The 2,275-nt window shown below is 55.3% G+C and carries 2 protein-coding genes and 1 pseudogene; 1 reads left to right on the top strand and 2 read right to left on the bottom strand.

Annotated elements, in window-relative coordinates; all coding sequences use genetic code 11:
• Positions 1-515: pseudogene (locus L0H65_RS18630) on the bottom strand (IS3 family transposase); the annotation flags it as partial.
• A gap of 40 nt (positions 516-555) precedes the next feature.
• Between L0H65_RS18630 and L0H65_RS18625 the strand changes: the two are divergent.
• Positions 556-1,179, top strand: coding sequence for a hypothetical protein (locus tag L0H65_RS18625; RefSeq protein WP_301460693.1), 624 nt, complete (start codon positions 556-558; stop codon positions 1,177-1,179).
• Positions 1,180-1,195: 16 nt separating this feature from the next.
• Here the strand turns inward: L0H65_RS18625 and L0H65_RS18620 are convergent.
• Positions 1,196-2,275: type IIL restriction-modification enzyme MmeI (locus L0H65_RS18620; RefSeq protein WP_367652016.1), on the bottom strand; the 1,080-nt coding region annotated here is incomplete at its 5' end.

Below are 2,275 nucleotides of genomic sequence, written 5' to 3'. Positions count from 1 at the left end.
ACTCTTATTGTGCCGGGCTTTCCGCGCCATTCGATGATACGGTTAAGGCTTCTGACCACGCGTTCCGCTGGCAAAGAAAAGTCGACCTCGATGCCCAGTCCCTCGCGATTGAAATCATCCAGCACGTTCAAAAGCCGAAATGCGCGACCATCCCCAAGGCGATCCGCCATGAAATCCCCTTACGGCGTTTGAAGACAAACGCCTACCGGGCAACGCGTCGACCACATCATGTTCGGTGCCTCTGGCACCGCCAGCGCATCGGGTTTGTCCCGCTTCAACCTTTTCCGGGGTTTGATCCGCAAATTCAGCTCAAGTTCGCAGTAGATGCGGTAAACCCTTTTGTGATTCCAAGGGTGCCCCTTCACGTTGCGCAGATGCAGAAAACATAGCCCAAACCCCCACGTCTTCCGGGCCCCGGTCAGCCCGACCAGCAGATCGGCAATCTGCTCATTCTCGTCGCTCAGCAGCGGGCTGTAGCGATAGCAGGTCTCGCTGACACCAAAGGCTCAGCATGATGGCACCCCGTCCCGAACATCCCTCAAGACCGATCTTGCCATGAACAGGGCTGATCGCCGAGGGGAAATGCAATCATCCGGGATGGAACACCTAGACGTTAACACTTTGAATAAGGCGGGCCAGTTGCGCCCCGGCAATTCCGGCGGTTGGCAATGGACCCGTGAAGGCAAGCAAGTCGCATCCATCAGCACGCGCGCCACTTCTCAGCATCTTATTCTTAGCTATCGGTTGCGGCCCGATGAAACGGATTGGCAAGACATCACACAACAGATTCCTATCGCTTGGGTGTCGTGCCCTTACGGTGGCCAGCGCCCCTATTTTCTATGCCCTTCTTTTATCAATGGCCGCTATTGCGGGCGGCGAGTGCGCAAACTGTATTTGGGGCGGGGATATTTCCTTTGCCGACATTGCCAAAATGCGGCTTATGCAAGCCAATCCGAAACGCGACTGGATCGGGCACGGCGCAGGGCTGACAAGCGGCGCATGGCGCTTGGGAGTGATCCGGGCCATGAAAGCTTTGTCCGTAAACCCAAGGGGATGCACCACAGCACCTTTGAACGCCATTTAGATTTTATTCGCGCGGCTGATTATTGTTTTGATCTTGAGTTTATCGAAACCGTGCGGCGGCGCTTTGCTTGGATTGATCCGCATAACCCCCTATAGCGCCCAGCCCAGCGCGCTACATGGCATAGCGGCCCCCTTGTGTGACCTCTGCCTGCCCCAAGGCCGCAAGGCTTTCTAGCAAGGGCTGCACTGATGCAGCGCGGGCGCGTTGAAAGCGGCGGGCGATTTGGTCGGGTGTCGCTTCGCCCATATCGCGCAAGGCCGATTGCACGGCGCTGATTTGTTCTGGCAGGGTTTTGGGCCATGGGGCTTTTTCTATCTTGTCGACCATGCCCAGATCGGCCTCGACTTGTTTGCCTTTGGTGGCCTGCACACCTTTGGGGTTTTGGTATTCGGGGCGCAGCCAGCGGATGATGCCGCGCGCCTCTTCCTCGGCCCGTTCATGGTTTAGGGCGACAAGGCGGTGCAGGATGTCATCATCTGACAGATCAGCGGGCCAGCCATAGGCGGCGGCGGTGGCAGCGTCAATTTGATCGTGAAGGTCGCGCAGAATGCCGATCAGGCCTTGGTCATAGATTTCTTTATCTTTGCCCTCGATCCGGTCGCCCGCCCGCAGTTTTTCCAGCACGTTATACATGGCGGTCAGCGTCAGCTTGGGATGCGCCGCTTGCTGCGCCTTGCGATGGGCATCGAGCTGTTCGCCCAAGCTGCGGAGTTGGGTTTTTTGGGAATCGGTGTGGGTTGGGAAGGGGAAAGGGTCGAGACAAAGCGATTTGTTGTAACGTGGGCGATCTTCAAGTGTCCCGCCTGCTTTCAGCGCCCAAACAACGTGAAACTTGCTTGAAAGCACGCTTAAAATGGCAGGTTCGTTGATAGCTATAGCAATAAGCATGTGATCAGGAAGTATCGTTGTTTCCAAGAATTGAAACATGCGGTGCTTTGAGGTTTCGACAGTTGCGATGTAGCGGCCCAAGGGTGCGAGAGCGGGCCTGATCATTTTACGCGGCTCTGCAAATAACCACCATTTATTTTTCAACGATGGCCTACGGTTCTGATCACGCTCCGGTTTAACTTTATCAAGCAAATGTTGGAACACCTCTGGATATTGGTTTTGTACGTCGGAAGCTGATAGGCCAAGCATGTCAATTAACCAAAAGTCACGGTTGGATTGGTTTAAGTCACGACCATTTCGGTA

The sequence above is a fragment of the Pseudorhodobacter sp. genome (assembly GCF_030452865.1).
Lineage (GTDB): Bacteria > Pseudomonadota > Alphaproteobacteria > Rhodobacterales > Rhodobacteraceae > Pseudorhodobacter.
The sequence above is the reverse complement of the archived record's forward strand: the minus strand, read 5'-3'. Positions and strand labels throughout refer to the sequence as shown.